This is a genomic window from Xanthomonas sp. 4461 (assembly GCF_024806475.1).
Taxonomy (GTDB): domain Bacteria; phylum Pseudomonadota; class Gammaproteobacteria; order Xanthomonadales; family Xanthomonadaceae; genus Xanthomonas; species Xanthomonas arboricola_F.
Window position 1 is genome coordinate 122,082 of sequence record NZ_JANTYV010000007.1, and the last position, 23,976, is coordinate 146,057.

Here is a 23,976-nt window from a genome sequence, read left to right on the forward strand (position 1 = left end):
CGGCGACGCGCGCACCGGCAGACGCGGCAAGATGTCCCACGCAGCGGCGCCACCGGGCCGGGGGCGAAGGCTTATCATGGCCAGATGACACACCCACATGACGTTCTGATCGTTGGCGGCGGCCTGGTCGGCTCCAGCCTGGCGATTGCACTGGACCGCCTCGGCCTGGATGTCGGGCTGGTCGAAGCCACGCCGGCCGGCGCGCCGCCGGCGGTGTTCGACCAACGCAACCTGAGTTTTGCCGCGGCCACCGTCAACGCGCTCGGCGTGCTGGGGGTGATGGCCAAGCTGCGCAGCCCGCCCGGCCCGATCCGGCGCATCCACGTCAGCCGCGCCGGCGATTTCGGGCGCGTGCAGCTGGATGCCGTCGACTACGGGCGCGACAGCTTTGGTCAGGTGGTGGTGGCGCGCGACTTCGGCGACGCCTTGCAGGCACGTCTGGACGAAACGGCTGGCGTGCGCCGTTACCGCCCGGCGCGCTGCATCGGTGTGGAGCCGGTACAGGACGGCATGCGCGCGGTGCGCGTGGCAACTGCCGATGGCGAACAGCGCGTCCTGGCCAGGCTGGTGGTCGGTGCCGATGGCACGCACAGCGCCGTGCGCGAACTGCTGCATATCGACACCGACACGCACGATTTCCTGCAGACCCTGTTCGTGGCCCGCGTGCGCGCCTCCCGGCCGCCGGATGGCACCGCATGGGAGCGCTTCGGCGAGCATGGGCCGACTGCGCTGCTGCCGCGGGGCGACCGCCACTACGGCGCGATCCATTGCGTCGCGCGCGCCGAGGCCGAGGCGGTCGCCGCGCTCGACGAGGCCGGCTGGCTGGCCCGGTTGCAGCGTGCGGCCGGCTGGCGCGCCGGGCGCTTTGTCGCCAGCGGCGAACGCAGCGCCTATCCGCTGGTGCAGGTGCTTGCCAACCACCTGATCGCCGAGCGCGTGGTGCTGCTCGGCAACGCGGCGCAGACGCTGCACCCCATCGGCGCGCAGGGCTTCAACCTGGGCTTGCGCGATGCGCTGACATTGGCCGAGCTGATCGAACACGATCGCAGCGATGCCGGGTCCGGCGCGCTGCTGGCCGACTATGTGGCGCGTCGGCGCGTGGACCGCGAGCAGACGATCGGCTTCTCCAGCGGGCTGGCGCGGCTGACCGGAAACCCGGCACCGTTGCTGCGGCCGCTACGCAGCCTGGGATTGCTCGCGACCTCGCAGGCCGCGCCGCTGCAATCGATGCTGGTCGGCGGAGCGATGGGTTTTCGTGGCGATGTGCCGCAACTATGCCGGGGGCGCGTATGAGCCGCCGCAGTACGCGCGATGCGGTGATCGTCGGCGGTGGTGTGGTCGGCGCCGCCTGCGCGCTGGCGCTGGCAGACGCCGGCTTGAGCGTTGCGCTGGTGGAAGGGCGCGAGCCCGCGCGCTGGCATGCCGATCAGCCCGATCTGCGTGTGTATGCCTTCGCCGCCGACAACGCCGCGCTGCTCGACAGTCTTGGCGTGTGGGCCAGCGTGCGCACCGGGCGCGTGCAGCCATATCGGCGCATGCGGGTCTGGGATGCCGGCGGTGGCGGCGAGCTGCGTTTCGACGCCGACACGTTGGGCCGCGAACAACTTGGCTGGATCGTCGAGCATGCGCTGCTGGTCGATCGCCTCTGGGCGGCCGTGCACAGTGCGGGGATCGAAGTGCATTGTCCGGCGCGCGTGGCCGAACTGGAGCAGGACGCCAACGGCGTGCGCCTGCGCCTGGACGACGGCAGTCGGCTGGAAGCTGCGATTGCCGTCGCGGCCGATGGCGCAGCGTCCACCTTGCGCGACCTGACCGGCCTGCCGGTGTCGCGGCATGCCTACGCACAACGTGGCGTGGTTGCCTTTGTGGAGACCGAACAGCCGCACCAGGCTACTGCCTGGCAGCGCTTTCTGACCACCGGGCCGCTGGCGTTCCTGCCGTTTGCCGATGGCCGCAGTTCGATTGTCTGGACGTTGCCCGATAGCGATGCCGAGCGCGTACTGGAACTGGACGATGCGGCGTTTTCGCACCAGCTGACCCAGGCGTTTGCCGCGCGCCTGGGACAGGTGCGTGTGGTGTCCGCACGCACTGCATTTCCGCTGCAACGGCAATTGGTGGAGCAATACGTCAGCGGCCGCGTGCTGGCCCTTGGCGACGCCGCGCATGTGGTGCATCCGCTGGCGGGGCAGGGCGTCAACCTGGGCCTGCGCGATGTCGCTGCGCTGCGCGCGCAAGTGCGCGCAGCGCTTGCCAAACGTGCGGACTGGGCCGCGCCGCATCGGCTGCAGCGCTGGGCGCGCACCCGCCGCAGCGGAAATACGGTGGCCGCCTACGGTTTCGATGCGATCAACAGCGTGTTTTCCAACGACGAAATGCACCTGACCCTGCTGCGCGGATCGGTGCTCGGCCTGGCCGGCAAACTGCCGCCATTGGTCGATGCGTTGTGGAAACGTGCATCCGGCGGCGCGTGACCGTCCTCGCGCCCGCAGGCCGGTCCGCCAGGCGGCAATGCTGACGTTATATGCCTTTTGGCTTATAGCGTAGGCCGCATCTTCCATACGACGCACGCGTCCGGCGTGGCTACAGTCGCGCCATGACTTCCGTTGCGCATACGTCCAGACCCACCTTGCTGCTGCTCTGCGGCCTGCTTTGCGACGCTGCCATCTGGCAACCGCAGCGCGACGCGCTGGCGGATCTGGCCGATGTGCAGGTGCTGGACTTCCCTGGATTCGACAGCATCGTGCAGATGGCCGCCCACGTGTTGGCTGGCGCACCGCCGCAGTTCGCGTTGGCCGGGCATTCGATGGGCGGGCGGGTTGCGCTGGAAATCATGCGTCAGGCACCAGAACGGGTGACGCAGCTGGCGCTGCTCGATACCGGCATCGCGCCGCGTCGCGATGGAGAACGCGAAGAACGTCAGGCGCTGGTGGATCTGGCGCGAACGCAGGGCATGCATGCGCTGGCGCTGGCCTGGCTGCCGCCCATGCTGCACCCCGCACGCATTGCCGATTCCGGTTTGATGCAAGGCCTCAGCGCGATGGTGCAGCGGCAAAGCGCGCAAAGCTTTGCGGGCCAGGTCAACGCGTTGCTGGAGCGTCCGGATGCCGCGCCGGTGCTTGCGCAGATTCGCTGCCCCACCTTGCTGGGCGTCGGGCGCCAGGATGCCTGGAGCCCGCTGGCCCGGCATCAGGACATGGCACGGCAGATTCCCCAGGCACGCCTGAGCGTGTTCGAAGACTGCGGGCACATGGCGCCGGTGGAAGCGCCTGCCGCGGTGACGGCGGCGTTGCGCGATTGGTTGCAGGCCGCGTGATGGCGCAGAGGAAACGGCGCGTGGGTCACTGCTGCAGTCGCTGACCGCGCCAACCGGTGTTTGCTGGAAATAAAGGAGGCTGCATGCACGACGATGTCTCGATCATCATTGCCTGCGAGCAATTGATCCGCCGGTTCGCGCTGTACAACGATCGTCACGACCATGAGCAACTCGCGGCATTGTTCACCGACGATGGCGTGTTCGCGCGCCCCAGCGCGCCCGATGCTCCAGTGCATGGCCGCGCGGCGATTCTGCAGGCCTTTCGCGAGCGCCCGCCGCGCACCACCTGTCATCTGATGCTCAACACCCTGGTCGACATTCAATCGCCCACATTGGCGCATGCGCACAGCAACGTGCTGCTCTACACCGCCGGCGATACGTCGATGTCGCCGCCATGGAGCACGCAATCGCCCGCCTTGCTGGGCAGTTTCGACGATGTGCTGGTCTTAGAGCAGGAGCGTTGGTTGTTCAAGCAACGCCTTGGAACCTTGTTGCTGCGCATCGGCAGCTGAGCCGCATTCCCCTCCAGGCATGGTGCTGGCGCCGGTTTCGCGCCGCGCGTTGCCGTCCCGCTTTCTTCCCCACGTCGCGCTCGCAGTCATCCATCCCTTCGCATTGGAGATTCGCCCAGTGGAACGCGTTCGCATCCCCGCCCGTCGTCGCTCTGTCCTGTCTCGCGCACTGTCACGCCGGCCGTGTTCATTGGTTGCGGGGGCGTTATTCGCCGTCGCATTGCCGAATGCGGCACTGGCGCAAGCAGTGCCGGAGACAGCCGCGCCTCCACAAGGCATCAATCTTGGCGGTACCAGTTTCATGGACGGCTTCGGTTCGATGACGCCCGGCTGGACCGTCATCGAGTATCTGCGTCACTACAACCTGAATGCCATCAAGAACGCGAGCGGCGACGACTCGCCGGCCTTTCGCGATCCGCAGGTCGACGTCAGCGTGCTGCTCACACAGCTCATCTACGTGACGCCCTACACTTGGAAAAGCGGCTCGCTGAGCTTCAATGCCATCGTGCCGTTGGTCAATTACGACACCGCATTCGCCGCTGACAGCCCGGTGCGATTGAGCAGCAACGGCTTCGGCATGGGCGACATTTCGTTCGGGCCGGCACTGCAGATGCCGCCGGTGATGCGCGATGGGCGAGTGTTCTTCTTTCAGCGCTTCGCGATCGACGCGTTTGCGCCGGTGGGCAAGTTCGACCGCGACACCGCGATCAACCAGAGCACCGGGTTCTGGTCGGTGGCGCCGCATTGGGCATTCACCGTGCAACCCAGCGAAGACTGGGAAATCAGCGCGCGCATCAATTACCTGTACAACTTTCGCACCAGTCGCGCCGGCGGGGTGCCGCCGATTCCAGGATTCCGCTTTCGCAATGGCCAGGCCGGCGATGCGGTGTGGGTCAATCTGGCTACGTCGCTCAAACTCAACGAGCAATGGCGCGTGGGTCTGAACGGTTACTACCTGCAGCAGTTGAAAGACAACCGTACCAATGACCAGCGCGTGCCGGACAGCAAGCGCATGCAGGTCTATCTGGGCCCGGGCCTGTCCTGGCGCATGGACCAAAAGAACGTGTTCAATTTCAACGTATACATGCCGCTGAAGGTGGAGAACTCGGTGGCCGGCAACAGCTTCAATCTGATGTTCGTGCACTCGCTATAGCGCATGCAATCTGCCACGCACGCCGGCCGTCGTGGTCGGCGTGCGTCGGATACAACAGACGGTCCTGGCGCGCACATCGATGCCATTGCTCTACCCGACACACAGCACCGTGCATCTGCAAGACTCACAGTCCCATGCTGTGTCGCTGTGTATTGGCATGTTCGCGGAACAGCAGTTCCGCACGTGCGCCATCGCGTTGTTCGATGGCAGCGACAATCGCGCCATGCTGGCGGTGCCCGTAATACAGATCGTCATAGGCCAGGGTGGCCGAGCGCTGACCGAACACCACGTTGACCGGGCTGACGAAGGGCACCAGCGTGCAGCGGTCCACCGTTTCGGTGAGGATCGGTTTGTTGGCCGCCACCACGATGGCGCGATGGAAGCGCGCATTGATCGCGCCGTAGGTCTGCTCATCGCCTGCATCGAGGCTACGTTTGGCAAACAGCCGGTCGCCCTCGCACAGACAATCGTGCAGGGTGGAAAGCAAGCTTGCCGACGCGCCCTGTTCGGCCACCGTGCGCGCCGCCATTCCCTCCATCAGCGCTCGCACTGCCAGGGCATCCAGGCTTTCCTGCTGGCTGAAACGCCGGACCGCGTAGCCACGGTTGCCGACCTGCACCAGAAGGCCCTCCTGGCATAACGCCGGCAACGCCTGGCGGATGGGTGTGCGCGAAATGGCCAGACGCTCGGCCAGGGCCGCCTCGGTGATGCGCTCGCCCGGGGCAAAGGTGCCACACAGGATCAATTCGCGTAGTTGCTGGACCGCTTGCAATCGGTGGTTGTTCGCCATTGGCTCCATTCTCTCGCGCCGTACCGCAGCGCACGTTCCTTCGAAGGGGAAACTCGCAATTACCTGTACAAAAACCTTGCAGATGAGATCGCTTGATGGCAATTTGGATCCCAAGGATACCGTTTTGGCGATCCGGGGTGGTTGGTCACCCGTGTTGGGATCCATTGCATCGTCAATCCTGACTCAATCAATGACGTGCGCGCTGCCTTCGCTGGCAGCGCTGCATCGCAGGAGCAAAGCATGGCTAGCATCATCGGCGGCATCGGAACCTCGCACGTTCCCACCATCGGGGTGGCCTACGACAAGGGCAAGCAACAGGATCCGGTATGGAAGCCGTTGTTCGACGGCTACACGCCGGTGGCCGAGTGGCTGGCCGAACAACGGGCCGACGTGCTGGTGTTTTTCTATAACGACCACTGCACGACCTTCTTCTTCGATCTGTATCCGACCTTTGCGCTGGGCGTGGGCGAGCGCTTTCCGGTCGCAGACGAAGGCGCAGGGCTGCGGAATCTGCCTGCGATCCGCGGCGACGTGCAGCTGCAGGCGCATATCGCCGAGTGCCTGGTCAACGACGAATTCGACCTGACCGTGTTCCAGGACAAGCCGATCGACCACGGCTGTGCGGCGCCGCTGCCGCTGCTGTGGCCGCATGTACCGGACTGGCCGGGCACGGTGGTGCCGATTGCGATCAACGTCCTGCAGTACCCGCTGCCGACCGCACGCCGCTGCTACCGGCTGGGCCAGGCGGTGCGTCGTGCGATCGAGTCGTATCCGGAAGACCTCAGGGTGGTGGTGGTCGGCACCGGCGGGCTGTCGCACCAGATCCATGGCGAGCGCACCGGCTTCAACAACACCGATTGGGACATGGAGTTTCTGGACCGCTTCCAGCACGCGCCGGAAACGCTGACCGATCTGACCCACACCGACTACGTGCGCCTGGGCGGTGCCGAGAGCGTGGAGCAGATCATGTGGCTGGCCATGCGCGGGGCACTGGATGGGCCGATCCGCAAGCTGCATCAGAACTACTACCTGATGACGACCACCGCGATGACCGTGGTGTTGTACGAGCCGGGCGAAGAACGCGCCGACGCGCCGCGCTCGGCAGAGCTGCTGGCGCGCACCGCCAACGCGGCATGAGGGTCTGCTGATGAATCCGCAAGTAAAAGACATGGACAAGATCGACGGCACCTATCTGTTCGATCTGCGCACCAGCAACCGCGCACTACGCCTCAATCGCTTCTTCTGGCATATGATCCGCGCCCCATGGCGCGATCGCTTTTTGCAGGAGGCGGAAGTGTTGATGCAGGAAGCCGAGCTCACCGAGCACGAGAAAGAGCTGGTGCGCGCGCGCGACTGGCTTGGACTGGTGCAGTACGGCGCCAATTTTTTTGTGATCGAAAAGTTCGCCCGCGTGGTGCGCATGACCAATCTGCAGGTTTACGCGATCATGCGCGGCGAGTCGTTCGAAGACTTCATGCAGACCAGGCGTGTGCCCGAGGCGCGCTGATCTGTGCGTCCCGGCCACTGGCCGGGTGCTGCCCCCCGACTTTCCAACGTAAGGCCCACCCCCATGACCATGTCCTCCGTGTTCTTCGAGCACCGCATCAAGGTCCGGCATCTACGTGTCATCGAGGCGCTGGACCGGCAAAAAAGCCTGCTCCGCGCCTCACGCGTATTGAATGTGACCCAGCCTGCACTCACGCGTGCCTTGCAGGAGATCGAAGAGATCGTCGGCGCGCCCTTGTTCGAGCGCCATTCGCGTGGCGTGCGTCCCAATGCGATGGGCGAGGTGCTGGTCCAGACCGCGCACGTCGTGCTCGGCCAGCTGCGGCGCGCGCAGGACACCTTCGAAGGCTTGTTGCAGGACGATGCGCTCACCATCACCGTCGGTGCCCTGCCGGTGGCCGCGAGCGGCCTGCTACCGGCAGTGCTGGCAGCCTTGTACCGCACCGAGCCGACGCTGCGGGTGCGCCTGCTGCATGGACGCACCGATGAATTGCTGCCAAAGCTTGCCGGAAACGAGGTGGATCTTGTCGTCGGCCGCCTGTATCCGCTGGCGCGCTACGACGCGTTGGTGCGCAAGGTGCTGTACCAGGATCCGATTGCGCTGGTGGCGCGGAGCGACCATCCGTTGTTTGCCAATGGCCCGGTGCGAATCGCCGAAGCGGCTGCCTACCGACAGGTGTTGCCAACCCTGAGTCAGCACGTGGAGCGCGACGTGGCGCAGGTCATGCGCGAGCACGGATTGGCCACGCGCGATCAACTGCGGTCCAGTTCTGCCAGTTTCACCCGCGAGATCCTGCTCGGTACCGACAGTATTGCGGTGATGCCAAGCATGATGGTCGCCGGCGATATCGCACGCGGCGAACTGCGGGCCTTCCAGCTACAGCAGCCCTCGCAGGCGCGCGCAGGTGGCGTGATCTATCGCGACAGCAGCGCCATCCTCAAACCCGGCGTACGGTTGTTGATGCGCGAGCTGGAACATCAACTGGCGCTAATGGCGCAGCAAGGTGCGGTATGGGTGGACGAGCACATCGGCGAGGACGACATGCTGCTGGATGCCTCTGCATAACGGATGATCGCAGCGACACGCGCGAGGTGCATCGCCGGGCGGGACGCGTGCGGTGCGTCGCTTGCTTGGACCGTGGCGCTGTTCGACTGCGGTCGTGGATGGACTCGACTGCCGCATACGTTTGATTGAAGCCCGCGCCGCGCTCGGGTGATCCTGCGCCAGGCTGATCGAGTGGCTTGCACAGCGATAGCCGACATCGCTGCAGTCCGGGCGTGCGCGCTGATGCGCACGCTCGTCTCCGTCGGCTGCCAACGCCATCAGGCTTCCTTGGCCAAGGCATCCTTCAACCGCGCCTTCTGCAGCTTGCCGGTCGCCGTGCGTGGCAACGCCTCCACCAGACGCAGGTGTTTGGGGACCTTGTACTTGGCCAGGCGCTCGATCAGATAGCTGCGGATCTGCTCCAGATCCGTCGCTTCGGCAGCGGGCACGATCGCCAGATACCCCACCTCGCCCCATTGCGGGTCGGCCATGCCGACCACGGCGCACTCGCGGATGTCGGGGTGATCGGCCAGCACGGCTTCGATCTCGGCCGGATACACGTTTTCGCCGCCGGAAATGAACATGTCCTTCTTGCGGTCCACCACCCAGAAGAAGCCCTCGTCATCGCGCCTGACGATATCGCCGGTGCGAAACCAGCCTTGTGCATCGCGCATCTGTGCGGTGGCCTGTGGATCGCGCCAGTAGCCGGGACTGAGGTTGGGGCCGCGCAACAACAACTCGCCAGGCACGCCCGCCGGACAGTCGTTGCCATCCCCGTCCACCACCCGGGTCTGCACGTTGGGCGACGAAATGCCTGCTGCGCCGAGCTTGCGACGAATCACATCGCAATCCACCGACATGCCGAATACCGTGCCGGCTTCGCTCATGCCGAAGCCGCAGACCATGGGGATGCCATCGTCCAGCCAGCCCAGCAGATCGTCTGCGGCGTGCGGCGCGCCACCGCTGACCAGCGCGGTGAGGTGACGCAGCGTTGCCGGATCGAAACCGGGCTGGCTGCGAAACGCCTGCATCATCTGCGGCACGCCGACATAGTGGCTAATGCCCAGCGCCGGGTTGCCGAGCCAGCTCAATGTCCGCTTCGGCTCGAAGCCGCTCGACACCTGGATCGACCCGCCCACCGCCAATGCCGGCCGCACATTGGTGGCCAGGCCGATGATATGGAACATCGGCGCCTCGCACAGAAAACTGCTGTTGGCATCCACACGTGTGGTGACGCCGAAGTTATGCGCCACCTGCTGCAGATTGTGCTCGTTCAACATCACGCCCTTGGGCTGGCCGGACGTGCCCGAGGTAAACAGGATCAGGCTCACGCGCTCGGGCGGGATGTACGACGTTTCGGCCGGTGCCAGCACCTTGGCATTGTCGATGAAGCTGGCCAGGGCTTCCACATGTGCGCGCCCGGCCGCGACGTCATCGCCCAGCAACAGATGCGGCTGCGCGCGTTGCAGCAAGGTGTCCAGCTCGGTGGCGCTCAGCCGCCAGTTGAGCGGCACATAGATCGCGCCGACCCGCGCACAGGCAAAATGCAGCGCGACCTGCCACACCGAATTGCGGGCCAGCACCGCCAGCCGTTCGCCGTCGACGCAGCCGCGCGTCTGCAGCAAGGCGGCGAGCTGGCCGATCAAGGTGTCTAGTTCGGCATATGTCCATTCCTGCTCCAGCAACAGGTCGCGTGCCGCAAGCCGTTGCGGTGTGAGGCGGGCATGGAAGGAAATCGAGTCGGTCGGCATGGTCATGGCGCTGTCTATCCGAATGCAAAGTGGGGGAGTGACTGGCGTGAGTGCGACAGAGATGGCAGGAAGGTTGATGCGCGTGCGCAACGGCGCAGTACGCGTTCACAGACAGGTTGCTCGCGCACCACGGGAGACGACATGTCCTGATGTGCAGTGCGCTGCATTGCGGCGACGCAGGCAGGCTCGCCGCAATGCCGCTGAGGTAAGGCTCAACTGAGATAGACGGTTTTGGTTTCGAGAAACGCATGCAGGCCTTCGATGCCGCCTTCGCGGCCCATGCCCGAGTGCTTGAAGCCGCCGAACGGCATTTCGATATCCACCCACATACCGTTGATCGAATGGCTGCCGCTGCGCACGCGCCGCGCAATGCGATACGCGCGATCGACATCCTCGCCATAGACGGTGCCGTGCAAGCCATAGTCGCTGGCATTGGCCTTGGCGATCAGATCGGCCTCGTCGTGATAGTCGATGAAGCTCACCACCGGGCCGAAGATTTCTTCGCGTGCGATGGTCATGTCCGGTGTGACGTTGGCGAACACCGTCGGCTCGATAAAGAAGCCACGCGGCAAATGCGCCGGGCGGTTGCCCCCCATCACCAGCTGCGCGCCTTCGGCACTGCCCTGGGCGATATAGGACTGCACGCGTTCCAGCTGCCGGCCGAGCGCCAACGGCCCCATGCCGGTGTCGGCGGCGAATGGGTCGCCGAGTTTGAGTGCGCCCAGTGCCGCGCAATACGCCTGCAGGATTTCGTCGCGCCGTTGCGCCGGTACCAGTACACGGGTCAGCGAAAAGCACACCTGGCCGGTGATCGGCATGGAGTAGGGCACCAGGCTGGGGAGCACTTTGGCCAGGTCGGCATCGTCGAGCACGATGGCGGCCGATTTGCCGCCCAGCTCCAGGCCGACCCGCGCCAGGCGTTCGGCACAGGCCACGCCGATCAGGCGCCCGGCCTGGGTGGAGCCGGTGAAGCTGACCTTGTCGACAAGCGGGTGCCGGATCAGCTGCTCGCCGACCTCGCGGCCTGCCGGCAACAGGTTGAACACGCCGTCGGGCACGCCCGCGGCGCTGATGCATTCGGCCAGGATGTACGCATCGATCGGGGTCTCCGGAGAGGGTTTGGCCACCACCGTGCAGCCGGCGGCCAGCGCGGCGGCGACCTTGTAACAAAGCAAGACCAGTGGCGCATTCCAGGGCGTGATCGCCGCAACCACGCCAACCGGTTCCTGCACCACATGCACGCGTCCGCCATTGGCGCGGGCGCGCGGTTCGACGAACGGATGGGTGGCGATCAGATCGCCGTAGTAGTCGAACAGGCCGGGCGCCTGCTGCGAGGCGCGCCGGCTGAAACCGATGGTGGCGCCGACCTGGCCGGTCCAGGCTTCGGCCAGCTCCGGCATGCGTGCGCGCAGCTGGTCGGCAACGCGCTTGAGGATCACCCCGCGCTCGGGCGGCGACAGTTGCGGCCAGGGGCCGGTGTCGAAGGCGGCACGCGCCGCGGCCACGGCGGCCTCGGTATCTGCGTGCGATGGTTCGGTGTAGCGCAGCAGGCGTTCTTCGGTATGCGGGGCGATCACATCGACATGGCGATCGCCGTTGCTTGCGCGCCACTGGCCGTCGATGAACAGGCCCAGCGGTCCACGCGCGGCGATCCCGCGCAGCGTTGCGGATAAGGCTTCCATACTCCCTCCTCGGTGCAGAAAACCACTGGCAGCGCCAGCGATGCGTGGGTCGCACGCATCGCTTCGGGCGCCGTCGGACGTGCTTAGGCGCTGTTTTTCTTGAGGTCGTACTCGCCCAGGCCGGGCTTGTAGCTCTTTTCGTCGATGAACTGACGAATGCCTTCCTTGCGGGCGTTGTTATCGAACGAGTTGGCCGCTTCCTGCATGCGCACCAGATAATCTTCGGCTTCGTCGTAGGTCATGGTGCCCACGCGGCGCACAGCGTCCTTGGCGTATTTCAACGCCACCGGGTTCTTGCGCAGCAACAGCTCGGCCACTTCGCGCGTGCGTGCCTCCAACCGTTCCAGCGGCACGCTCTCGTTGACCAGGCGCCATTCGGCCGCCTTCTTGCCGTCGACCATTTCGCCGGTGAGCGTCATCCACATCGCATCGCGCATGGACAGCAGCTCGACCGCAACCTTGGTCACACCGCCGCCCGGCAGGATGCCCCAGTTGATCTCCGACAGGCCGAACTGCGCTTCATCGGCGGCAATGGCCAGGTCGCAGGCGAACAGCGGGCCGAAGCCGCCACCGAAGCACCAGCCGTTGACCATCGCGATGGTGGGCTTCTGATACCAGCGCAGGCGACGGAACCAGCCATAGGATTCGCGTTGCGAACGCCGCACGCCGCGCAGGCCCTGCGCTTCGGTTTCGCGGAAGTATTCCTTCAGGTCCATGCCGGCCGACCAGGCGGTGCCTTCGCCACCGAGCACCAGCACGCCGACGTCGTCGTCAAACTCCAGCTCGTCCAGCACGTCCATCATGCGGCGGTTGAGCGCCGGGCTCATCGCGTTGCGCTTGTCCGGGCGTGCGAACTTCACCCAGGCAATGCGGTTTTCGATGCGAACCGATACCACGTCATGCTCGTTCAAGCGGCGTCTCCTTCAAGTCGGGGGCTGCGGGATCAGAGGTCTTCGGCCAGCGCGGCCTCTGCCACGGCTGTGCGCTCCAGCGTGGCGCTGGCGTTCAATTTGCACAGCAGGCGGAGCAGGGTTTGCTGTTCGCCGGCCTGCAGGCCGGTGCAGGTGCGTGCGACGGCGCGTGCCAGGCAGGCTTGCGCCACCTCCAGCGTGCGATGGCCATGGTCGGTCAGGTACAGGCCCTTGCTGCGACGGTCGCGGCCGGCCAGGCGTTCGATCAGGCCTTGCTCGGCCAGCGCATTGGCGATCTTCATGCCGGCGGCGCGGTTGACCAGCAGGCGGTTGCCGAGTTCGGTCTGGTCGCAACCGGGCTGGTCGCGGATGTGGATCAGCGCGGTGACGCGTGCCGGGGTGAGATGCAGCTCGGCCAGTTCCTGGCGGGCGGCATGGCTGGACGCCAAGGTGGCCAGTTGCAGTTGGTAGCCGAGGTCTTTGGCCAGTGCCAGGAGAGCGGTCATCGATCCATCCAAATTGTATCCGTTAAATACAATCTAGCCGACCGAAGCGGGCGCTGCAAGAGGGGGTGATGTCGAAAGCCGAAGCGCTGTTGCGCACCTGCGTCATGCCGGTGCGCCTGCCTGCCGCTCAGGTGTGCGGCGTGATCACGGAGTCAGCCAGCCGGCCAGCTGCTCGCGCGTCAGGTAGCCGCTGTGGCGGCTGTCGAGCGCATCGAATTCGTCGGCCAGCGCGGGGTTGGCCTGGGCTTCGGCACGGCTGATGCGGCCGTCGCCGTCCGAGTCCATAGCCTGGAAGTCGATACGGTAGCTGCCGACCACGCTGCTGGGCTGGATCGAGCGCACGATCACGCTGGATTCGTCGCGCGGGCGTTCCAGCCGGGTCTGATGGGTGACCTCGCCGCTGGACAGCGGCTGGGTGCGGATGACAGTGGGCACATCGACCAGCGGCATGCTGCTGGCCGGCGTGGGTGCCTGCTGGGCGGATGCGACGCCGCAAACGAGCAGCAGTACGGTACATGTGGCGAGACGGCGGATGGTCATCAGATCCCCCTGATGTGGAACAGCCGGTAAGGATAGAGGGTGTGGGCCGCTTGCGGTGGTGCGCGTTCGGTGAAGGCGGCGCATCGCCAGCTTCCTTGCACGAGTTGGCAGTCGCGGCATTGGCGTCAACGGCGGATCTTGCAAGGCGACAGCGTTGCCGTCGCCTTGCAGGCCACTCAGCCGGGGATGAACGGAAACACGATCTTGAGCAGGCCCTTCAAGCCGCCTTCGGCCGTGCTGGCCACGGCCTTGGCGCCCAGGCTGTTGAGTGCGCGGCGCACGTCTTCCCAACGCAGCTGCGCGATGTCCTTTTTCAACAGGTCCGCCACTTCTTCGGCAGTGGGCGTGAGCTTTTGCAGTTCGCGTATCGCCGCCTGCGGGTCCTGCTGCAGATAGCCCCAGCGTTCGGCGATCTTCAGCAGCGTGTCGAAGCGCACCGCCACCACCTCGCGATTGCGTTCGTACACCGGCAATGCGCCGACATCGAGAATCGCCTGCTCGAACTGCTGTGCGTCGTCGGGGTGCTCGATCCGCACCGCCAGAAATCCCTCTTTGCGGCTGCGCTCGCTGACATGCTTGGCACCGGAGCGCAGATTGTCTTCGGTGAACACGTTGGCCACGATGCGCTGAATTGCCGCGTCGCCTTCTTCGGGCACCAGGGCACGCCAACGGGCATAGCCATCGCGACGCAAGGCCTTGACCTTGGCCGAGGTGACGCGCAACTGCAGGGCGACAAGGGCGTTGGAGCTATTGCGCGAGATCGCACCATCGCGCTCCAGCAGCACGAAGATCAGCAGTTCCAGGTCGCGTTTGGTCAGTGACTGGAACCCCTGCAACAGGGTCAGTCGCAGGAATTCGCTGCCGAAGGCGGCCGCATCCTTGAGTTCGATCGGTTGCATGGGGGGGAGTCCTCCGCGGGTGACCTGCAGGATGCCAGGATGCTGTTGCGCGACCTGAGAACCGATGCGACGCGCGCAGCAATTTCAGTGTCCGGTTTCGCGCCCTGGGCGATCGGATCTGAACGTTTCAACTGCGCCACGATCCTGCAGGGTGACGAACACCTGTTTGCCATCGCTGCCACCGAAGGCGACGTTGCTGGCCTTGCGGCCCTTGAGCGCGATGGTGCGCAGCAACTTGCCCGCCGGCGAGACCACCGCGATCTGCCCGGCATCGTAGCGGGCGATATATAGATTGCCGTCGGCATCGCAGCGCATGCCGTCCATGCCGAAATCGGGGAAGGCGATCAGCAGGCGCTTGTTGCGCAGGCTGCCATCGTCTCGCCGGTCATATACCCACACCTTGCGCGAGACGCTTTCGTTGACATACAGGCGCTTGCCGTCCGGACTGACGTCCAGACCGTTCGGCGTGGTCATGCCCGATTCCATCAGCTGCACCGCACCATCGCGACGGATGTGCCACAAGCGCCCGCGATTGTCCTTCCAGTTCGGGTCGCTGGCATAGAAACTGCCATCTGGCGCCAGCGCCAAGTCGTTGGGTCCATCGGAATCGGGCAGCGAGGCGAAGGTGCTCACCACGCGCGTCTGCAGGTTCACTTGCAGGATCTTGTGGCCGGTGTAATCGGCGACGTACATCGCGCCATCACGAAAGCGAATGCCGTTGCCTGTACTGCCGGCAGGCAAGGTGACAAACACCTCGGCAGTTGCGCTGCTGTCTGCTTGCAGCGCGATGCGCGCGATGGTGCCGTCCTTGCCCAGATTCACGGCGTACAGCGCGCCATCCGGGCCTGCTGCCGGGCCTTCGGCGTTATGCGTGAATGCGCCATCGCCAATCAGGTCGCGTGCAACAAACGGGGTGTCGTCGGCGATGGCGAGCGAACTGGACAATAAAAACGCCAGTGGCAGTAGCCGGCGGCGGGCGGCAATGGTCATGCGCAGTGCTCCAGATGTGATCGTTTGCAGTGTGCCAGAACGTGCAGCCCGACCATGGCGATGATCACGTGCGATCAAGTAAGGTGCGCGGGCAGTACCGGACCAGGGCAGCTGGGCAATGCTGGCGTGTGGCCAGGCAGAGGTGGTCGATGCATGCCGAGGTCGTGCGCGCATCGCAACGTCCATCGCGCTGACGCTGCCTGCATGATGCCGCTGGTCAACGCCGGTCGCTATTCTCTCTACGAAGGAGGTTTGCATGTCTGTGGAATCCTTGACGCGTCGCCGCTTGCTTGCCGCCTTCGGCAGTGCGGGCATCCTGCTTGGCGCACCTGCATGGGCGCTGCCGAAAAAGAAGCCCGGAAAGCCGCTCAATGTGGCCCTGGCCGGGCTGGGAAGTTATGCCGGCGAGCAACTCGCGCCAGGCCTGGCGTTGACCAAGCACTGCAAACTGGCCGGTATCGTGACCGGTACGCCGTCGAAGATTGCGCCGTGGCAATCCAAGTACGGCATTGCCGATCGCAACGTCTACAACTACGACAACTTCGACCGCATTGCCGACAACGACGACATCGATGTGGTCTACATCGTCACACCGACCCACATGCACGCACCGCTGGCACTGCGTGCGGCGGCGGCCGGCAAGCATGTGTGGTGCGAAAAGCCGATGGCGATGCACGCAGGCGAATGCGAGGCGATGATCGCGGCCTGCAAGCGCAACAAGGTGGCGCTGACGATCGGCTACCGCATGCAGCACGAACCCAATACGCGGCGGCTGATTGCAATGGCCAGCGAGAAGCCGTTCGGCGCGATGCAGCGAGTGCGTGCCGAGGCCGGCTACAACGGTTATCGCGATACGACCAAGGCCGATCGCCCGTGGCGGCTGCGTTCGCAATTCGGTGGCGGTGCGATGTACGACATGGGTGTGTATCCGCTCAATGCCGCGCGTTACACCGTGGGTGCCGAGCCGCTGGCAGTCACCGCCAGGCGCTGGACCGATCGTCCCGAGTTGTTCGATGAAGTCGATGAGCATATGGATTTCACGCTGGAATTTCCCAATTCCGTGCGTGCGGCATGCAAGACCAGCTTCGGCGCCAACATGAATGTGCTGCGTGCCGAATGCGAGCGTGGCTGGTACGAGCTGTCGCCGTTCCAGAGCTACCAGGGCGTGACCGGCAAGGCCAGCGACGGCCGCGTGTTCGACGCCAAGGTGCCGCATCAGCAGGCCTTGCAGATGGACGAAGACGCATTGGCGATCATCAATGGCACACCGTTGCGTGCACCGGGCGAAGAAGGCCTGCGGGACATCCGCATCGTCGATGCGATCTATCGCTCCGCGCGCGAAGGCAGCAAGCGCATCGTGCTCTGATCGCGCCTGGCTCCGTCATCGACGGAGCAGGCCCGCCCAAGCCAGGCGAGCAGGCGGGGAGGATGGCGGGCGCACCCACCCGCCACGATGAAGCACCCGAAGCCCGTGCAGTTCACTACCGAAAGCGTCGCCAGCAATCCCGCCGCCGGTCCCCGGCTTTTACGATTCCCGATTCCCGATTCCCGAATCCCGAATCCCGGCTCTCAGTCCCGCATCGCCAGCACGGTGATCTCTTCGCGATCGTGATACAGCTGCTTGGCACGTACGGTCAGCGATTTTTCGGCCTGCTGCTCGAACAGGTCCAGGCACAGGCGCGTCTCGTCCCAGCGCTTTTTCATCGGCAGCTTGAGGTTGAAGATGGTGTGGCGGCACCAGCCTTCGCGGATCCATGTGGCCATGCGCTCGGCCACGCGGCGCGGTTGCTCGACCATGTCGCAGACCATCCAGTCCAGTGCTTGCGCAGGCCTCCAGTGAAAGCCGTCGGCGCGTAGATGCTCGACCAGGCCGGTTTCCAGCACATGCTCGCGTAGCGGGCCGTTGTCGACGCTGGTGACATGCAGATGCTGGCGCGTCAGGACCCAGGTCCAGCCGCCGGGAGCGGCGCCCAGATCGGCCGCGCGCATGCCGGGTTTGACCAGGCGCTCGCGCTCCTCGGGCGTGAGCAGGGTGAGCAGTGCTTCGTCGAGCTTGAGCGCCGAGCGCGACGGTGCTTCGGGTAACAGTTTCAGCCGTGGAATGCCCAGCGGCCACGGCGCGCTGTCGTCGGCATCGGCCACCGCCAGCAAGGCGTGGTCGCCATCGAGAAAACACACGTGCAGGCGCGGCAGACGCGGCTGCGGCTTGTCGGTGAGCAGGCCGGCCTTGCGCAGTGCCGGCCGCAGCGCGTTGCCGAAGCTGCGCGCCAGGCCAGCGAGCGGTTTGCCGGCGTCCGAATCCGGGTGCTCCACCCACAGATCGCCAAAGCGCGCCTGCCCTTCCAGCGCGGCCAGGATCGGGGTGATACGGTCTTTGGGGTCGATGCCCTTGAGCTCGGCAAGCACCACCAGCTTCTGCCGCGCAAAGATCAGTTCGCGCCAGTGCAGTTTTGCGGCCAGTTGCGCGGGCTCATCGCAGACGAACAGTACATAGCCATCGTTGCGCTGGGTGCGTGCATAGCCGGCGATGCCGACGAATGCGGCGCGCGCGCTCAGTTCGGCGGCCAGCTCCGGTTCAAAGCCCTGGCGGCAATAGCAGAGCAGCCCGCTCATCGCGGCGCTCGCGGCGAGCGGTCAATAATGGTCACCGCCGCCCTCGCCGTAACTGCGCAGCACCGCACAGGCGTGTTCGCGTTGTACATCGCGGACCACCTCGATGCCGCGGCGGGTGAGTTCGCCCACCCAGTCGGCAGGCAGCGGGCCTTCGTCGAATTCGGTCAGTGCCATCACGTCTTCGGCGCGCGCGCCGATCAACAGGCGGTCGATCCCGGCCCACACCGTGGCGCCATAGCACTGGCAACACGGCTGCGCGGAAGTGGCCAGCGTCACCGGCGACAGCACATCGTTCAAACGCGGCGTCTGCAGGCGCTGCTGCGCGAGCATGTAGGCCATGTTTTCGGCGTGCGCCAGCGAGGTGGTCTGCGGCACCACGCGATTCACCGCCGCAGCGATGATGCGGTGGTCCGGGCCGAACACGACCGCACCGAACGGGCCGCCGCTGCGCTCGCGCACATTCATTCGCGACAGGTCGATTGCCAGCGCCACCTTGTCCTCGTCGCTGGGATAGGCGCGGCTGTCGTCGACATGCGCGTGGATCCAGTCGGGTAGCGTGAGGTGGACTTGCGCGTAGAGCATCAGTGGACCATTTCGGTAGAAGGGGGAGCGGGGCGCAGTGTATCGGCCTGGGCGTCCTTTGCGGCACATTGCCCGGCCACGCACTGGCAGGCGCTGATCTCGCGGAAGCCGCACACGCTCATCATGCCGCTGGCCTGGCACTGCGCCATCACGGCCTTGGGATCGGTGGCGCTGTTGACGTTGACGCAGGCCGGGAATGCGCCGCAGCAGTTGCCGACGTTCTTTACCGTGCAATCGGCGTCGGTGCGGCAGGTGGTCGTCACGGTGATCGGTTTGCCTGTTGCCGGGCCGCTTGCCGAGCCGGTCGCCGGAGGCGGCGCGGCCGTCTCGGCCTGGGGTGCGGCCACACAGCCGATCGACACAAGGCAGGCCAGCAGCACCATCGTGCTCAGACACCGGGATAACAGACGGGACATGCGGCCGCTCCGATCAGGACAGGTGAGCGACCATGGTAAGCCCCGGATGCGCCGAATGTGGCGAGCGCTGGATCAGCCTTGGAAAACCCGGGGATCCCTGTCCTGCGGGCTAACGCTGGCCAGGGCCTGGCGTGTGATCGAAATACGCCTGCGGCGTCCGTGCAGTCAATGCTGTCTGCGCAGCGCCCGGTTGCAGCGTGTGGCAAGGTCCAGTTGCTGCATGCTTTCGTCGCGGCGATCGCTGGGCAGATCCTCATCTGCCCGCCCCGGAACAAGCGTGCAGAACACCTCGGCCGGAGTCGTCGCGTTCGAGACTGGCGGCTGCGGCGAGCAGGCCGTCAGGCCGATCGACAGCGAAAACACCGCGCTGCGCAACGTGTTTGCGGGTGAGCGTAAACGTGGTTGTGGGAGGCACATGGCGGCGTTGTTGGCGGACACAGCCTGCAATCTAGGCCGATGGCTGCATCAGCTGCCGGCGTCATTTCGCTTCCGCATGCAGTGCTGCGCACCACAGCACGCCGACCAGCAGGCAGGCGATGGCGGCCAGCTCCAGTGGCGTGGGCAGGCGCATTTCCCAGGCAAAGCCGTACAGCAGCGCAAAGATCGTTTCGAACACGATCATCTGCCCGACCAGGGTCAGCGGCAGCACGCGGCTGGCCCGGTTCCACAAGGCATTGCCGATCACCGAGGCCAGGATGCCCAGCAACAGCGAAATGCCCCAGAAACTTGCCCAGTCGAGCGGCGCATGTGGACCGCTGCCGATCAGTGCGGCCGGCGCCAGCAACAGCGCCAATGCGCCGGTGACCACGCCGGTAAGCAGCGACCAGTCGCCACCTGACAGGTCGGGACGGCGACGCAACCAGCGTGCATTGGCGATCGAATAGGCCGACCACGAGACCAGTGCACCGACTGCGCACAGCAAGCCGGCAATGCGGGTGAGGCGGTCGTTCGCCTGCTGCCCGGAGTCGTCCTGCACGGTGTCCAGCGCGACCAATGCCACGCCGATGACGCAGAGCAGGCATGGCGCGGCGAGCCGCCGCAGTTGCACCGCGCCGGCCGCGCGCGTGCCGATGACGGTGACGACCACCGGCAGCAGCCCGATGATCAGCGCCGTGGCCGCGCTACCGGCCCACTGCACCGCGCTGCCGAGCAATACGTAATAAATCAGATTGCCCATCAGGCTCAGGCGAACCAGCGCCCACCATTCGGCGCGACCCAGACGGGCAGCGGTCTGTCGCGCGCGCGGGGCCAGTACCAGCGCGGCCACCACGCCATACGACAGATAGCGCGCCACTGCCAATTGCAGCGGGGTGAACGCCGACAACAACTGCGGTGCCAGAAACACCAGCCCCCATAACGCGCCCGCACCGATGCCACAGGCCACGCCCATCGTCAGGCGCTCACGCATCGTGCTTCTCCTTTATGCAATGCGCTGCAGCGTGCAGTGCAGCGCTGCGTTGATCAAGCTCGCCGCTCGCACGCATGCCCGCGGCACTCTGTCCACAATGAAGCAGTCCACAGCGGTGCGCCCGCAAGCAACATGCCCGACGCGATCTTTCATGCCTCTCACGATCGTCCGCTTGCATGCGTCATGCAGGATGATTGGCCCCCGCATGCACGGGTGAGCGTCGTGGGCAACGACACCGCTGCGATCAGCAGCCGGACGGCCGCAAGCCGGTTGTTCGAACAAGGCGGGCGAACGATTCCATCTGCCCATCAAACAATCGGCGACGCCTGCCGTATCGCAAGCGTCGCCGACCTGGTTGCCGCGATTACTTGGCCCAGGTATCGCGCAAGGTCACGCTGCGGTTGAACACCGGCGTGGTCGCGCTGTGGTCGCGGCGGTCGGCCACGAAATACCCGGTACGTTCGAACTGGAACGCCTGCTCCGGTGCTGCCTGCGCCGCCGACGGCTCCACATAGCCGCGCACGCTGCGCTTGGAGTCGGGGTTGAGATAGTCGCGGTAGGTCTTGCCTTCGGATTCGTCGTCGGGCTTTTCTACCGAGAAAAGCCGGTCGTACAGGCGGATTTCCGCCTCCACCGCATGCGCCGCACTGACCCAGTGAATGGTGCCCTTGACCTTGCGGTTGGCGCCTTCCATGCCCGGACGCGATTCCGGATCCAGCCAGCCGCGCAGCTCGACGATCTCGCCGGCAGCGTTCTTGATCACCTCATCCACACGCGCGATGCCCGCGCCACGCAGACGGATTTCGCCGCCCGGCACCAGGCGCTTCCAGCCCTTGGGCGGGACCTCGGCAAAATCCTCGCGCTCGATCCACAGCTCGCGCGAGAACGGCACCTCACGGGTGCCGAAGCTCTCATCCTTGGGATGATTGGAAAACTGCAGTGTCTCGGCATGGCCGTCGGGCAGGTTGCTCAACACCAGCTTGAGCGGGTCGATCACCGCCATGCGGCGTGCCGCGGCGGCATCCAGATCCTCGCGCAGGCAGCCTTCCAGCACCGAGAAGTCGATCAGCGAGTTCTGCTTGCTGATGCCGACCCGGTCCACGAACAGGCGCATCGCCGCCGGTGTGTAGCCACGCCGGCGCAGGCCCTGCAGCGTGTACATGCGCGGGTCGTCCCAGCCATCCACCAGCTGTTCTTCCACCAGCGCGGTGAGCTTGCGCTTGCTCATCACCGTGTAGTTGATGTTCAGGCGCGAAAATTCGATCTGGCGCGGCTTGGCGGCCTCGCGCGGCAGGCCCTTGTCCAGCAGCGGCTGCAGCAACTCCGGATGCCCGGCCAGGTCCACCTTGTCCACGCACCAGTCGTACAGCGGGCGGTGGTCTTCGAACTCCAGCGTGCACAGCGAGTGGGTGATGCCTTCCACTGCATCGCCCAGCGAGTGCGCAAAGTCGTACATCGGGTAGATCGGCCAGGCGTTGCCGGTGTTCTGATGCTCGACATGCTTGATGCGATACAGCGCCGGGTCGCGCAGGTTGATGTTGCCGCTGGCCATGTCGATCTTGGCGCGCAGCGTGCGTGCGCCATCGGGGAATTCGCCGGCGCGCATGCGGCCGAACAGGTCCAGGTTTTCCTCGATGCTGCGCTCGCGGTACGGCGAATTGCGGCCGGGCTCGGTCAGCGTGCCGCGGTACTCGCGCACCTGTTCGGCGGACAGGTCGCAGACGAAGGCATGGCCATCGCGGATCAGCTTCTGCGCAGCCAGGTAATACACCTCGAAGTAGTCTGACGCGTGGCGCAGCTGCGCCCACGCGTAGCCCAGCCAGCGCACGTCATCCTGGATGGCGGCTGCAAATTCGGGGTCTTCCTTGGCCGGGTTGGTGTCGTCCAGGCGCAGGTTGCACAGGCCGCCGAACTCGGCTGCCAGGCCAAAGTCCAGGCAGATCGCCTTGGCGTGGCCGATGTGCAGGTAGCCATTGGGCTCGGGCGGGAAGCGGGTGCGGATGACCGTGTGCTTGCCGCTGGCCAGGTCCTCGCGAACGATCTGGCGGATGAAGTCTTTCTTCTCCGCCGGGGCGGTGGCGTCGGTGGCTGGAATCTCGGACATGCGGGGCATCGGCAATAAGTAAACCGCAAGTTTAGGCGGTGGCACCGGTTAGGGGTAGGCGGCGTGGGTGTTGCGCGCTCGGCTGATGCGGTTTACGGCGGCGTGAAGTGCCGGCAAGGCCCCCGCATCCCTGCCATCAGCGCACTTCGCTGGCGCAACGGGCATCCCCAAGGCCGCAAGCTGCGGCGAGCCGTCAGGCCGCCGCGAGGCTGCCAGAAGGAGTGCGGCTGCGCCCGGTCGGCACTGCTGGCGGTGGCCGGCCCCGACGCGTACGCTGCGCCGACCCTCTGCAGCGAGCAGCGCATGCCTTTGCCCCGCCTGGTGATCGGCGACAAAACCCTGTCTTCGTGGTCGTTGCGGCCGTGGCTGCTGCTGCGACATTTCCAGGTGCCGTTCGACGAAGTTCGCCTACCGCTGGATACGCCCGAGTTCCAGGCGCGCATCGCCGGTTATTCGCCCACCCGCAAGGTGCCGGTGCTGTGGGACGACACCCTGCATGTCTGGGATTCGCTGGCGATTTGCGAATACATCAACGAGCGCTGGCTCGACGGCCGCGGCTGGCCGGCCGATCTGGCGGTGCGGGCCCAGGCGCGCGCGGCCGCGGCCGAAATGCATTCGGGTTTTGCCGCCTTGCGCATGCAGTTGCCGATGGATCTGGCGCGTCCGCCTGGTCCGGCGCAGTGGGATGCGGCGGCCGAATGCGACATCACCCGCATCCAGGCCCTGTGGGCCAGCCTGCGCGCCGAGCACGGCCATGCCGGCACTTTCCTGTGCGGCAACTTCGGTATCGTCGATGCGATGTATGCCCCGGTTGCGCTGCGCTTTGCCAGCTATGGCGTACCGCTGTTCGAGGCTGCCGGCGATTACCTGGCCGCCCTGGATGCGCTGCCGGCGCTGCGCGAATGGCGCAACGGCGCAGAACGCGAACGCGCGGAGCGTGGCTGATGCAGGTTGCCTATCGCGCCAGCCATATCATCGATGCGCATCTGGCCAAGCACGCGCTGGAAGATGCCGGCATCACTTCTTTCGTGTTCGGCGAATCGCTGCTGGGCGGCGCCGGCGAATTGCCGGCCTTCGGCGTGCTGCAGGTGTGCGTGGCCGACATCCATCTGAGCCAGGCGCAAGCGGTGCTGGCCGACATCGGCCTGTGCGGGCAGGTCACCCGCGCGCTGTAGCGCAGCGCCAGTCGTAGGAGCGCACCCGGGCGCGACGGGCGTTACCGATAAAGCCTCGTCGCGCCCAGGTGCGCTCCTAC

At 65.7% G+C, this 23,976-nt stretch carries 25 protein-coding genes; 11 read left to right on the top strand and 14 right to left on the bottom strand.

Features of this window, described 5'->3' with window-relative positions:
- The first annotated feature begins 84 nt into the window (after positions 1 to 84).
- The 5 genes from ubiH (at position 85) to FHY19_RS20865 (ending at position 4,978) form a co-directional block, all read left to right on the top strand.
- A complete protein-coding gene (ubiH, locus tag FHY19_RS20845) occupies positions 85 to 1,293 on the top strand; it encodes a 2-octaprenyl-6-methoxyphenyl hydroxylase (RefSeq protein ID WP_259168294.1) in 1,209 nt (402 codons plus the stop codon).
- The gene (locus FHY19_RS20850) at positions 1,290 to 2,471 is read left to right on the top strand and encodes a UbiH/UbiF family hydroxylase (protein WP_259168297.1); all 1,182 of its coding nucleotides are present in this window, start codon (positions 1,290 to 1,292) and stop codon (positions 2,469 to 2,471) included. The genes ubiH and FHY19_RS20850 overlap by 4 nt, the downstream gene beginning before the upstream one ends.
- A gap of 122 nt (positions 2,472 to 2,593) precedes the next feature.
- Positions 2,594 to 3,313, top strand: a complete 720-nt coding sequence (locus FHY19_RS20855; RefSeq protein ID WP_259168298.1) for an alpha/beta hydrolase — start codon at positions 2,594 to 2,596, stop codon at positions 3,311 to 3,313.
- Positions 3,314 to 3,396: 83 nt separating this feature from the next.
- Positions 3,397 to 3,825 (top strand): nuclear transport factor 2 family protein, encoded by a 429-nt coding sequence (locus tag FHY19_RS20860; protein WP_259168300.1) that lies wholly within the window; start codon positions 3,397 to 3,399, stop codon positions 3,823 to 3,825.
- A gap of 118 nt (positions 3,826 to 3,943) precedes the next feature.
- Entirely contained in the window at positions 3,944 to 4,978 is a 1,035-nt protein-coding gene (locus tag FHY19_RS20865) for a transporter (protein ID WP_259168302.1), read from the top strand.
- A 124-nt stretch (positions 4,979 to 5,102) separates the two neighbouring features.
- Here FHY19_RS20865 and FHY19_RS20870 read toward each other — a convergent pair whose 3' ends face one another.
- Positions 5,103 to 5,777 (bottom strand): GntR family transcriptional regulator, encoded by a 675-nt coding sequence (locus FHY19_RS20870; protein WP_259168304.1) that lies wholly within the window; start codon positions 5,775 to 5,777, stop codon positions 5,103 to 5,105.
- 231 nt (positions 5,778 to 6,008) lie between these two features.
- Between FHY19_RS20870 and FHY19_RS20875 the strand changes: the two genes are divergently transcribed.
- The 3 genes from FHY19_RS20875 to FHY19_RS20885 all read left to right on the top strand — a co-directional run bounded on the left by FHY19_RS20875 (position 6,009) and on the right by FHY19_RS20885 (position 8,340).
- Positions 6,009 to 6,905, top strand: a complete 897-nt coding sequence (locus FHY19_RS20875) for a gallate dioxygenase (protein WP_259154297.1) — start codon at positions 6,009 to 6,011, stop codon at positions 6,903 to 6,905.
- 10 nt (positions 6,906 to 6,915) lie between these two features.
- Positions 6,916 to 7,275 carry a protocatechuate 3,4-dioxygenase gene (locus FHY19_RS20880; RefSeq protein ID WP_259168306.1) on the top strand — a complete coding sequence of 120 codons (360 nt, stop codon included), beginning with the start codon at positions 6,916 to 6,918 and terminating at the stop codon, positions 7,273 to 7,275.
- Positions 7,276 to 7,338: 63 nt separating this feature from the next.
- Positions 7,339 to 8,340: a LysR substrate-binding domain-containing protein gene (locus FHY19_RS20885; protein ID WP_259154284.1), complete on the top strand. Its 1,002-nt coding sequence runs from the start codon at positions 7,339 to 7,341 to the stop codon at positions 8,338 to 8,340.
- A gap of 257 nt (positions 8,341 to 8,597) precedes the next feature.
- Here FHY19_RS20885 and FHY19_RS20890 read toward each other — a convergent pair whose 3' ends face one another.
- From FHY19_RS20890 to FHY19_RS20920, 7 genes are all read right to left on the bottom strand, one after another.
- Positions 8,598 to 10,076, bottom strand: a complete 1,479-nt coding sequence (locus tag FHY19_RS20890) for an AMP-binding protein (protein WP_259154274.1) — start codon at positions 10,074 to 10,076, stop codon at positions 8,598 to 8,600.
- 206 nt (positions 10,077 to 10,282) lie between these two features.
- Complete coding sequence (locus FHY19_RS20895; RefSeq protein ID WP_259168307.1) at positions 10,283 to 11,752, bottom strand: aldehyde dehydrogenase; 1,470 nt, start codon at positions 11,750 to 11,752, stop codon at positions 10,283 to 10,285.
- Between the two features lie 83 nt (positions 11,753 to 11,835).
- Complete coding sequence (locus tag FHY19_RS20900) at positions 11,836 to 12,663, bottom strand: p-hydroxycinnamoyl CoA hydratase/lyase (protein ID WP_259154262.1); 828 nt, start codon at positions 12,661 to 12,663, stop codon at positions 11,836 to 11,838.
- A 32-nt stretch (positions 12,664 to 12,695) separates the two neighbouring features.
- Positions 12,696 to 13,169, bottom strand: a complete 474-nt coding sequence (locus FHY19_RS20905; protein WP_259154261.1) for a MarR family transcriptional regulator — start codon at positions 13,167 to 13,169, stop codon at positions 12,696 to 12,698.
- Between the two features lie 144 nt (positions 13,170 to 13,313).
- On the bottom strand, positions 13,314 to 13,709 hold the full coding sequence (locus FHY19_RS20910) for an EF-hand domain-containing protein (RefSeq protein ID WP_259168309.1): 396 nt from the start codon (positions 13,707 to 13,709) through the stop codon (positions 13,314 to 13,316).
- A 176-nt stretch (positions 13,710 to 13,885) separates the two neighbouring features.
- Positions 13,886 to 14,608 (bottom strand): hypothetical protein, encoded by a 723-nt coding sequence (locus tag FHY19_RS20915; protein ID WP_259168310.1) that lies wholly within the window; start codon positions 14,606 to 14,608, stop codon positions 13,886 to 13,888.
- An 84-nt stretch (positions 14,609 to 14,692) separates the two neighbouring features.
- Positions 14,693 to 15,598 carry an SMP-30/gluconolactonase/LRE family protein gene (locus FHY19_RS20920; protein ID WP_259168312.1) on the bottom strand — a complete coding sequence of 302 codons (906 nt, stop codon included), beginning with the start codon at positions 15,596 to 15,598 and terminating at the stop codon, positions 14,693 to 14,695.
- A gap of 256 nt (positions 15,599 to 15,854) precedes the next feature.
- Between FHY19_RS20920 and FHY19_RS20925 the strand changes: the two genes are divergently transcribed.
- The gene (locus FHY19_RS20925) at positions 15,855 to 16,964 is read left to right on the top strand and encodes a Gfo/Idh/MocA family oxidoreductase (RefSeq protein WP_259154250.1); all 1,110 of its coding nucleotides are present in this window, start codon (positions 15,855 to 15,857) and stop codon (positions 16,962 to 16,964) included.
- Between the two features lie 203 nt (positions 16,965 to 17,167).
- Here FHY19_RS20925 and rlmM read toward each other — a convergent pair whose 3' ends face one another.
- The 6 genes from rlmM to FHY19_RS20955 all read right to left on the bottom strand — a co-directional run bounded on the left by rlmM (position 17,168) and on the right by FHY19_RS20955 (position 22,721).
- The gene (gene rlmM / locus FHY19_RS20930) at positions 17,168 to 18,211 is read right to left on the bottom strand and encodes a 23S rRNA (cytidine(2498)-2'-O)-methyltransferase RlmM (RefSeq protein ID WP_259154249.1); all 1,044 of its coding nucleotides are present in this window, start codon (positions 18,209 to 18,211) and stop codon (positions 17,168 to 17,170) included.
- A 21-nt stretch (positions 18,212 to 18,232) separates the two neighbouring features.
- Positions 18,233 to 18,793 carry a nucleoside deaminase gene (locus FHY19_RS20935; RefSeq protein ID WP_259154247.1) on the bottom strand — a complete coding sequence of 187 codons (561 nt, stop codon included), beginning with the start codon at positions 18,791 to 18,793 and terminating at the stop codon, positions 18,233 to 18,235.
- Positions 18,793 to 19,209: a hypothetical protein gene (locus FHY19_RS20940; protein ID WP_259168314.1), complete on the bottom strand. Its 417-nt coding sequence runs from the start codon at positions 19,207 to 19,209 to the stop codon at positions 18,793 to 18,795. Before FHY19_RS20940 ends, FHY19_RS20935 begins: the two co-directional genes overlap by 1 nt.
- Positions 19,210 to 19,374: 165 nt before the next feature.
- On the bottom strand, positions 19,375 to 19,647 hold the full coding sequence (locus FHY19_RS20945) for a hypothetical protein (RefSeq protein WP_259168413.1): 273 nt from the start codon (positions 19,645 to 19,647) through the stop codon (positions 19,375 to 19,377).
- A 40-nt stretch (positions 19,648 to 19,687) separates the two neighbouring features.
- Entirely contained in the window at positions 19,688 to 20,617 is a 930-nt protein-coding gene (locus FHY19_RS20950; RefSeq protein WP_259168315.1) for a DMT family transporter, read from the bottom strand.
- Between the two features lie 364 nt (positions 20,618 to 20,981).
- Positions 20,982 to 22,721: a glutamine--tRNA ligase/YqeY domain fusion protein gene (locus FHY19_RS20955; protein ID WP_259168317.1), complete on the bottom strand. Its 1,740-nt coding sequence runs from the start codon at positions 22,719 to 22,721 to the stop codon at positions 20,982 to 20,984.
- A 303-nt stretch (positions 22,722 to 23,024) separates the two neighbouring features.
- Between FHY19_RS20955 and FHY19_RS20960 the strand changes: the two genes are divergently transcribed.
- Positions 23,025 to 23,666: a glutathione S-transferase family protein gene (locus tag FHY19_RS20960; RefSeq protein WP_259168319.1), complete on the top strand. Its 642-nt coding sequence runs from the start codon at positions 23,025 to 23,027 to the stop codon at positions 23,664 to 23,666.
- Positions 23,666 to 23,896 (top strand): DUF2007 domain-containing protein, encoded by a 231-nt coding sequence (locus tag FHY19_RS20965; protein WP_259154235.1) that lies wholly within the window; start codon positions 23,666 to 23,668, stop codon positions 23,894 to 23,896. Before FHY19_RS20960 ends, FHY19_RS20965 begins: the two co-directional genes overlap by 1 nt.
- The last annotated feature ends 80 nt before the right edge of the window (positions 23,897 to 23,976 follow it).

What these genes read in the sequence shown, in the direction of transcription:
- FHY19_RS20870 (WP_259168304.1), bottom strand. Translation starts at nt 5,777, where the DNA reads ATGGAGCCAATGGCGAACAACCACCGATTGCAAGCGGTCCAGCAACTA.
- FHY19_RS20890 (WP_259154274.1), bottom strand. Translation starts at nt 10,076, where the DNA reads ATGACCATGCCGACCGACTCGATTTCCTTCCATGCCCGCCTCACACCG.
- FHY19_RS20915 (WP_259168310.1), bottom strand. Translation starts at nt 14,608, where the DNA reads ATGCAACCGATCGAACTCAAGGATGCGGCCGCCTTCGGCAGCGAATTC.
- FHY19_RS20965 (WP_259154235.1), top strand. Translation starts at nt 23,666, where the DNA reads ATGCAGGTTGCCTATCGCGCCAGCCATATCATCGATGCGCATCTGGCC.
- FHY19_RS20875 (WP_259154297.1), top strand. Translation starts at nt 6,009, where the DNA reads ATGGCTAGCATCATCGGCGGCATCGGAACCTCGCACGTTCCCACCATC.
- FHY19_RS20950 (WP_259168315.1), bottom strand. Translation starts at nt 20,617, where the DNA reads ATGCGTGAGCGCCTGACGATGGGCGTGGCCTGTGGCATCGGTGCGGGC.
- FHY19_RS20885 (WP_259154284.1), top strand. Translation starts at nt 7,339, where the DNA reads ATGACCATGTCCTCCGTGTTCTTCGAGCACCGCATCAAGGTCCGGCAT.
- ubiH (WP_259168294.1), top strand. Translation starts at nt 85, where the DNA reads ATGACACACCCACATGACGTTCTGATCGTTGGCGGCGGCCTGGTCGGC.
- FHY19_RS20910 (WP_259168309.1), bottom strand. Translation starts at nt 13,709, where the DNA reads ATGACCATCCGCCGTCTCGCCACATGTACCGTACTGCTGCTCGTTTGC.
- FHY19_RS20860 (WP_259168300.1), top strand. Translation starts at nt 3,397, where the DNA reads ATGCACGACGATGTCTCGATCATCATTGCCTGCGAGCAATTGATCCGC.
- FHY19_RS20855 (WP_259168298.1), top strand. Translation starts at nt 2,594, where the DNA reads ATGACTTCCGTTGCGCATACGTCCAGACCCACCTTGCTGCTGCTCTGC.
- FHY19_RS20905 (WP_259154261.1), bottom strand. Translation starts at nt 13,169, where the DNA reads ATGACCGCTCTCCTGGCACTGGCCAAAGACCTCGGCTACCAACTGCAA.
- FHY19_RS20895 (WP_259168307.1), bottom strand. Translation starts at nt 11,752, where the DNA reads ATGGAAGCCTTATCCGCAACGCTGCGCGGGATCGCCGCGCGTGGACCG.
- FHY19_RS20920 (WP_259168312.1), bottom strand. Translation starts at nt 15,598, where the DNA reads ATGACCATTGCCGCCCGCCGCCGGCTACTGCCACTGGCGTTTTTATTG.
- FHY19_RS20940 (WP_259168314.1), bottom strand. Translation starts at nt 19,209, where the DNA reads ATGTCCCGTCTGTTATCCCGGTGTCTGAGCACGATGGTGCTGCTGGCC.
- FHY19_RS20850 (WP_259168297.1), top strand. Translation starts at nt 1,290, where the DNA reads ATGAGCCGCCGCAGTACGCGCGATGCGGTGATCGTCGGCGGTGGTGTG.
- FHY19_RS20925 (WP_259154250.1), top strand. Translation starts at nt 15,855, where the DNA reads ATGTCTGTGGAATCCTTGACGCGTCGCCGCTTGCTTGCCGCCTTCGGC.
- rlmM (WP_259154249.1), bottom strand. Translation starts at nt 18,211, where the DNA reads ATGAGCGGGCTGCTCTGCTATTGCCGCCAGGGCTTTGAACCGGAGCTG.
- FHY19_RS20935 (WP_259154247.1), bottom strand. Translation starts at nt 18,793, where the DNA reads ATGCTCTACGCGCAAGTCCACCTCACGCTACCCGACTGGATCCACGCG.
- FHY19_RS20955 (WP_259168317.1), bottom strand. Translation starts at nt 22,721, where the DNA reads ATGTCCGAGATTCCAGCCACCGACGCCACCGCCCCGGCGGAGAAGAAA.
- FHY19_RS20960 (WP_259168319.1), top strand. Translation starts at nt 23,025, where the DNA reads ATGCCTTTGCCCCGCCTGGTGATCGGCGACAAAACCCTGTCTTCGTGG.
- FHY19_RS20880 (WP_259168306.1), top strand. Translation starts at nt 6,916, where the DNA reads ATGAATCCGCAAGTAAAAGACATGGACAAGATCGACGGCACCTATCTG.